The 6,593-nt window shown below is 65.1% G+C and carries 7 protein-coding genes; 4 read left to right on the top strand and 3 right to left on the bottom strand.

Annotation, left to right across the window (positions count from 1 at the left end):
- Positions 1–32 precede the first annotated feature (32 nt).
- Entirely contained in the window at positions 33–773 is a 741-nt protein-coding gene (locus V6M52_RS09950) for a phosphatase PAP2 family protein (protein ID WP_332693370.1), read from the top strand.
- Positions 774–800: 27 nt separating this feature from the next.
- On the opposite strand, the gene V6M52_RS09955 is transcribed toward V6M52_RS09950, so the two are convergent.
- Both V6M52_RS09955 and V6M52_RS09960 read right to left on the bottom strand, forming a co-directional pair.
- Positions 801–3,476, bottom strand: coding sequence for a bifunctional acetate--CoA ligase family protein/GNAT family N-acetyltransferase (locus V6M52_RS09955; protein ID WP_332700904.1), 2,676 nt, complete (start codon positions 3,474–3,476; stop codon positions 801–803).
- Positions 3,477–3,564: 88 nt separating this feature from the next.
- Positions 3,565–4,383, bottom strand: coding sequence for a universal stress protein (locus V6M52_RS09960; protein WP_332700905.1), 819 nt, complete (start codon positions 4,381–4,383; stop codon positions 3,565–3,567).
- Positions 4,384–4,511: 128 nt separating this feature from the next.
- On the opposite strand from V6M52_RS09960, the gene V6M52_RS09965 reads away from it, so the two are divergent.
- The 3 genes from V6M52_RS09965 (at position 4,512) to V6M52_RS09975 (ending at position 5,563) form a co-directional block, all read left to right on the top strand.
- Positions 4,512–4,676 carry a hypothetical protein gene (locus V6M52_RS09965; RefSeq protein ID WP_332693379.1) on the top strand — a complete coding sequence of 55 codons (165 nt, stop codon included), beginning with the start codon at positions 4,512–4,514 and terminating at the stop codon, positions 4,674–4,676.
- A 160-nt stretch (positions 4,677–4,836) separates the two neighbouring features.
- Entirely contained in the window at positions 4,837–5,073 is a 237-nt protein-coding gene (locus V6M52_RS09970) for a hypothetical protein (RefSeq protein WP_332700906.1), read from the top strand.
- Between the two features lie 85 nt (positions 5,074–5,158).
- Positions 5,159–5,563: an OsmC family protein gene (locus V6M52_RS09975; protein WP_332700907.1), complete on the top strand. Its 405-nt coding sequence runs from the start codon at positions 5,159–5,161 to the stop codon at positions 5,561–5,563.
- Positions 5,564–5,618: 55 nt separating this feature from the next.
- Here V6M52_RS09975 and V6M52_RS09980 read toward each other — a convergent pair.
- On the bottom strand, positions 5,619–6,593 hold a 975-nt coding region (locus tag V6M52_RS09980), incomplete at its 5' end, for an HAD-IC family P-type ATPase (protein ID WP_332700908.1).

Consider the following 6,593-nt stretch of genomic DNA (forward strand, 5'->3'; position numbering starts at 1 on the left):
GACGTTGCGTGTGAATGCAAGGAAAACGGCAAATGTTACAGAAACTCGTGCGGTCAGAGCACTACCGCCGCATCCACGGCTTCTTGACGGCGGAAGGTCCGCTTCTGGCGGCCATAGCGATCATCAGCGGACTGGTCCTGGCGTTCCTACAGATCGCCGATGAGATGGTCGAAGGCGAGATGGAGGCCTTCGACCAGTCCATCCTGATGCTGTTTCGTGACCCGGCCAATGTCGACCAGGTCATCGGACCGGTTTGGGCGCATGAGATGGTGCGGGATATAACAGCGCTGGGAAGCTTCTCGCTGCTCGGGCTGACTGTCCTTGCGGTCTGCAGCTATCTGCTGCTCGCGCGAATGCGATCTGCCGCGCTGCTGGTGGCCATATCGGTGATTGGCGGCACCATCCTCAGCACGCTGCTAAAGGTGGGTTACGCCAGACCACGTCCGGACCTTGCCGTGATGTCGGAGCAGTTCACCGCCAGCTTTCCGAGCGGTCATGCCATGCTGTCCGCCGTCACATTCCTGACGCTAGGGGCGCTGCTGGCGCGCTTTGCCCCTACCCGGCCACTGCAGATCCTGAGCATTTCGGCAGCCATATTTTTGACCATTCTGGTCGGCGCCAGTCGCCTCTATATGGGCGTGCACTATCCCAGCGATGTCCTAGCGGGCTGGTGCCTGGGTGCAGCATGGGCCTTGCTGTGCAGCACGGTTGCGGCGGTGCTGCAGCGCAGAGGCTCCGTGGAACGACCCGAGGACGAGGTGGAACAGGCATAGGCGGGCCTGCCCCCTTGGTGACGGACATCAAAGGGCCAGTCGGGCCTCGACGCGACCGGGGTCGCCGGGCAGTGCAGCGATGGTGAAGCCGAGGTCGCGACAGAGAGCGACCATGCGTGCATTCTCGTGCAGCACTATGCCGGTCAGTTCGGCAAGGCCTCGCGCTCTGGCGTAGGCGATCAGGTGACGCAGCAGCGCCTTTCCCAGACCCATGCCCTGCAGGTCGCTGCGCACGAGCAGGCCAAATTCGGCGCGCTTGGCGTCGGGGTCCGCCGCATAGCGGACGATTCCAGCCAGTTCGCCCTCGGCCCGCGACAGCGCCACGAAAGCGATGTCGCGGTCATAGTCCAGCTGCGTCAGCCGGATCAGCGTCTCAGGTGAGAGGTCGCTGGTCGGCACAAGGAAACGCAGACGCAGATCGTCGACCGTGACGCTGTCGAGGAAGCGTGGATAAAGCTCCACATCGAGGGGACGGATGGGGCGGATATCGAAGAGCCCCGTCCCGGCCTCCAACTGTTTGCTCCACTCGCCCGGATAGGGCCGGATGGACAGGGCCGGATTGGGCGCGGCGATATCCAGACGCTGCAGGTCGATCTCGATGCGGGCATCGAGCGCAATGACGCCATCGGCGTCAGCGAGCAGGGGATTGATGTCGATGGCCACAATCTGGGGGAAATCGATGAGCAATTGCGAGATCGCCTTGAGCGCCAGCACGATGGCGCCGCGGTCGGCCGAGGGTTGGTTGCGGTAGCCCGCGAGCAGGGCGCTGATGCGAGTCCGGTCGATCATGTCATCGGCCAGCACATCGTCCACCGGCAGCAGCTCCATTGTGGTGTCGCGGACCACTTCGACCGACACGCCACCGGCGCCGAACATCAGCACCGCCCCGAAGACCTGGTCGGTGGTCACCCCGATCAGCAGTTCCTGCGCCGTCGGGCGGATGATCATCTGTTGCACGGTGAAGCCGTCGAGCGCCGCGGCCACGCCCGTTGCCGCGAGGCGATCATGGATGGCTTGGGCGGCGGCGCGCGCGGCCTGGGCGCTGTCGAGATCCAGCACCACGCCGCCGAAGTCGGATTTGTGCGTCAGCGTCGCCGAGAGCATCTTCACTGCCACCCGGGCGCTGCCGGCCAGCAGGTCGACGGCCGCCGCCTCTACGGCATCGACGCTCGCGACTGTCAGCGTCCGGGGCACTGCGATGCCATAGGCGGAGAGCACATCCTTGGCCTCGGGCTCGGTCAGCATGGTCCGCCCTTCGCCTGCCGCACCCGCGAGTACCGCCGAGGCCGTTATGCGATCAACGTGGATGGTCTCATGGGTCGTGGGGACCCGCTGAAGCCGCGAAGTCAGGCGCCGCCAGCGGGTGAGGATGCTGACCGCATCGGCCGCCTTGGCTGGTGTATCCACACTGGCGATGCCCGCGCTATTGAGCAACCGCCGCGCCTCGGTAGCGGCGAACTGGCCCAGCCAGGTGGCGAGCACCGGCTTGCCGTTGATCAAGCCCTTCTCAACCACATCGGCCAAACCCTGAGCCGCGGCGGATGGCGAGGCCAGCGCGGTGGGGCAATTCATCACCAGCACGACATCGACTCCTGGGTCGTCCGCCACCAGGTGCATGGCCGCCAGGTAACGCTCCGGAGGCGCATCGCCGATAATGTCAACCGGATTGGCGTGGGACCAGTTGGGCGGCAGCACAGCGTCGAGCGCCGCCAGGGTCTGCGGCGCCAGCTCGGCCAGTTCGCACCCGCGGTCGATCAGGTGATCCACCGCCAGCACGCCGGCACCGCCGCCATTGGTGACGATGGCGACGCGTCCGCGTTCCAGTGGCTTGAAGCGCGCGGTGATTTCGGCAGCCGAGAACAGGTCTTCGAGATCGTTGACCCGGATGATGCCGGCGCGCCGCAGGGCGGCATCGACCACGGCGTCGGCTCCCGCCAGCGCGCCCGTATGGGTTTGAGCGGCCCTGGCCGCCTGCTCGTGCCGGCCCGGCTTGATGGCGATCACGGGCTTGAGCCGTACGGCCGCACGCGCGGCCGACATGAACTTGCGCGCATTGGAGATGGATTCGAGATACATCAGGATGGCAGACGTCTTGGGATCGGTGGCGAGCATATTGAGGCAATCGCCGACGTCGACATCGGCCATGTCGCCCAGCGAGATGATCTGGGAAAAGCCGATCCCCTCGGACTCGGCCCAGTCAATGATCGAGGAAACGATCGCTCCGGACTGCGACAGCAGTGCCAGCGATCCGGCGCGTGCCGGGATGTGGGTGAAGCTCGCATTGAGCCCGACAAGCGGCGCCAGCAGACCGATGGTATTGGGCCCGATGATCCGTACGCCATGGCGGCCCGCGGCCTCGAGCATCCGCTGGCGCAGCTGGTCCTCGTTGCCCACACCGGCGGTGATGACCACGACGGCCCTGCCCCCGAACCGACCGATCTCCTCGATCAAGCCAGGTATGGTCGGTGCTGGCGTGGCGATGACGCAGAGATCGGGAACTTGCGGCAGGTCGGCCACGCGCGAGAAACAGGCCCGCCCCGACAGGTCCCGATATTTGGGGTTGACCGGAAATATCGCGCCGGCAAAGCCGCCCGAGACGATGTTGGACAGGACGAGCGCGCCTAGAGAGCCGGGGCGTTGGGAGGCGCCGATCAAGGCAACGCTGCGCGGCGAAAAGGCGTGATCGAGGTGACGGATGGTCATCGGCGGCGTCCTGGACTAGGGGCGATGATGGATATCCGAGCAGGGACAGCCGACTCCTGGCGCAGAGGCCGCGAGTCGAGGCGCGCTCCTAATTGGAGAACAATCGGCTTACTCCATGCGCGGCCAAAAGGTCCCGGGTCATGCCACCAAGCAACCATTCCCGCAGCCGGCTGTGGCCATAGGCACCGCTGACGACGAGGTCGGCACCCTCGGCCGTGGCGGTCTGGAGGATGGTTTGGGCGACCCCGCCAGTGTCAGGGAGCACGTCGCCATGCGCCTTGACGTCATGAGATTGCAGCCAGGCTACGGCATCCAGCATGCTGGCGCGTTCCGTCGCCAGATTGCCTTCGTCCACCACTACCACGCTCACGTCGTCGGCCGCCTTGAGCAGGGGCAACGCGTCCACGATGGCTCGGCGGGCTTCCTTGGTGTCCTTCCAGGCGACGACGATCTTGGCCGCCTTAAGTTTGCGCATGCCAGCGGCCGCGACGAGAATCGGGCGGCCGGCTCCGAGCAGTGCCGCGTCGAGGTCGATTGCGCTGCCAATCCGGGGCTGCGGGTCGGCGGAGCCGACAATGATCAGATCGACTGTTCGGGCCATGTCGATGATAGCGACGTCCGGACGCTGCATCGCCTCGATCCACCGGCGCTTCACCCCGGGGGGAACGAGCGTGGCAAAGCTCGCCCCGGCGGCAGCCAGGGACGCCTCGATCTCGGCTTGCTGCTCGGCATAGACGGAAGCCGCAACAGCACCGCCATCCATGCCCATCACGACGAGTGGCGGTTCGGCCGCGGCCAAGCCCGTCAGAGTTGCATGATGGCGACGGGCGAGATCGCTCGCCAGAGCGACCAGGTCTGGATCGACAGAGTCGATATTGAACACGACGGCGATGTTGCGGATTTCCATCTCAAGTCTCCGAATGTGTCGGACGATCATAGCGCCGCCCGTGGCAACCTTTTTGCGCGAGATCAAGAATGAGAGGCCGCAACCATGCTTGAAAGGATGTCGATAAGCGGCACCAGGAGAGAGGCGCGATGGAACGAATCAAGATCACGCAGCACACATCACTCGGCGCATTCTGGTTCGCAGGATGGCTGTTCAGCATCGGCTATCTGCATCTTAACTTCTGGATGGGCCTGCTGGGCCTGTTCGTCTGGCCCTACTTCATTGGCGTCCATCTGGCCCCGCCTTTGACCTGAAACGCCTCAGTAATCTGAAGGGACCAAGGCCACGCTCTATCGCATCGAGCTTGAGCTGGCGCGCGAACCCGGCCATCCTGAGGGGGACCGGGATCACAGCTACCGCCTCTATCTGCCGTTGACGGCTGATGGGCACATCGACGCAGCCGGCTATCGCGATATGCCGGACTGGTGCCGGGTGGTGCGGAACCGGCCGGGAGAAGACGAGGCCCGCGGCCGCGTCCTGCATGGCCCCGGTGGCCGCTGGCTGTTCGACTATTCCGATGCGAGCAGCAGCGATGACGAGGTTGGCTTCCGCCTTTCCGAAGAGCGTTTCGTCCCCGGCGAATATGTGTCGATCCGCGAAGACGACGGCAAGACACATGTCTTCCGCATTGTTTCAGTGCGTCAGGACTAACTGGATGCGCTGCTTCACCTGACGAGATTGGCCGCCTGATCCAATCAGGCTTGGGCCGAGGCGTCATCCTTGGCCGGAGGCAAGAATGCTCGAATACTCAATCAGCGCAGAACGTGCGGATACTGCCGGAAGTACCGCCACGGTCAGACAGGCAGTGGTACCGCTCGACACATCGCTGGCAGGTCGCGCGGACGCATTCAACCCGACCGAAATGCTGCTGGCGGCGCTGGCGGCCTGCATTATCAAGGGCGCAGAGCGGGCGCTTCCAGTGCTCGGCTTCGACATGCGCGGCATGAGCGTCCAACTGCATGCCGTCCGCCAGGATGCCCCGCCCCAGATCGTTTCCATCGACTATCTGGTGACCGTCGATACCGATGAAAGCGATCACCGGCTCGACCTGCTGCACAAGAATATCCGGAAATACGGCACGATCTCCAACACCCTGACGCTGGCGGTTGCACTGGACGGCCGGATCACCCGAAAGGGGTGAGCGCCCGTCCTTTTGGAACGCCGCTCTCGCGTGCAAAGCCACGAGCCGCCAATGGCTAACGCAAGGCGCGCAGGGCGTTGAGGATGACCGCCACGTCAATGGCTTCCTGTAGCAGGGCGCCTTGGACCGGCGGCAGGTAGCCAAAGGCCGCCACAAGCATGGCGGCAATGGAAAGGCCCAGCCCGGCGAAGACGCTTTGCAGCGCGATCGCGCGGGTCCGGCGGGCGATAAAGATGGCCTTCGCGAGCGGCCCCAGTTCATCGACCAGAATGACCACGCCGGCCGCTTCCGACGAAGCGGCCGTTCCCCGGGCACCCATTGCCACGCCGACATCGGCTGCGGCGAGCGCGGGGGCGTCATTGACGCCATCGCCAACCATCATCACCGGACCGGCGGCCGTCTCGGCCCTGACCGCTGCAACCTTGTCCTCCGGGCCGAGATCACCCAGGATCAGGTCGACGCCCAGGCGTTCCCCGACAGCGCGCACGATATCCAGCCTGTCGCCGGACGCGAGGACGATCCGGCGGATGCCGACCTGCCGCAATGAGGCTAGCATGGCGCTCGCATCCTCCCGGACGCGATCCTCCAGCACGATCACACCGGCGATTGTGCCATCCACCGCAACCGCCACCTTCATGGCATCCGGGCTCAGCCCAGCATGCAAAGTTCGTGGATCGACGCCGCCGACCCGGCGGTGCACGAAGCCATCGCCGCCGACGACAATCCGCCGGCCGTCAACCTCGCCTTCTATCCCAAGTCCCGGCGTTTCGCTGGTATTGGTCGGCGCCGACAGCGCCAGACCCCGGCTGGTGGCCGTCTCGATCAGGGCGGCGGCTATGACATGGCCTGAAGCCTGGTCGAGGCTTGCCGCAAGGCGCAGTATGTCCGCGCCGGAGAAGCCGTCGTTTGCTCTGATGTCTGTGATGACTGCCCGTCCATGGGTCAGCGTTCCGGTCTTGTCGAGAATGGCGGTCCGTATCCCCGCCAGTGCCTCCAGCACGCCGCCGTTCTTGACGAGAACGCCGGCGCG

This window comes from Devosia sp. (assembly GCF_036676215.1).
In the GTDB taxonomy this organism is placed as follows: Bacteria; Pseudomonadota; Alphaproteobacteria; order Rhizobiales; family Devosiaceae; genus Devosia.

Excerpts from the sequence above, each read along its gene's own strand:
- V6M52_RS09950 (WP_332693370.1), top strand. The coding sequence starts at position 33 with ATGTTACAGAAACTCGTGCGGTCAGAGCACTACCGCCGCATCCACGGC.
- V6M52_RS09955 (WP_332700904.1), bottom strand. The coding sequence starts at position 3,476 with ATGACCATCCGTCACCTCGATCACGCCTTTTCGCCGCGCAGCGTTGCC.
- V6M52_RS09960 (WP_332700905.1), bottom strand. The coding sequence starts at position 4,383 with ATGGAAATCCGCAACATCGCCGTCGTGTTCAATATCGACTCTGTCGAT.
- V6M52_RS09965 (WP_332693379.1), top strand. The coding sequence starts at position 4,512 with ATGGAACGAATCAAGATCACGCAGCACACATCACTCGGCGCATTCTGG.
- V6M52_RS09970 (WP_332700906.1), top strand. The coding sequence starts at position 4,837 with ATGCCGGACTGGTGCCGGGTGGTGCGGAACCGGCCGGGAGAAGACGAG.
- V6M52_RS09975 (WP_332700907.1), top strand. The coding sequence starts at position 5,159 with ATGCTCGAATACTCAATCAGCGCAGAACGTGCGGATACTGCCGGAAGT.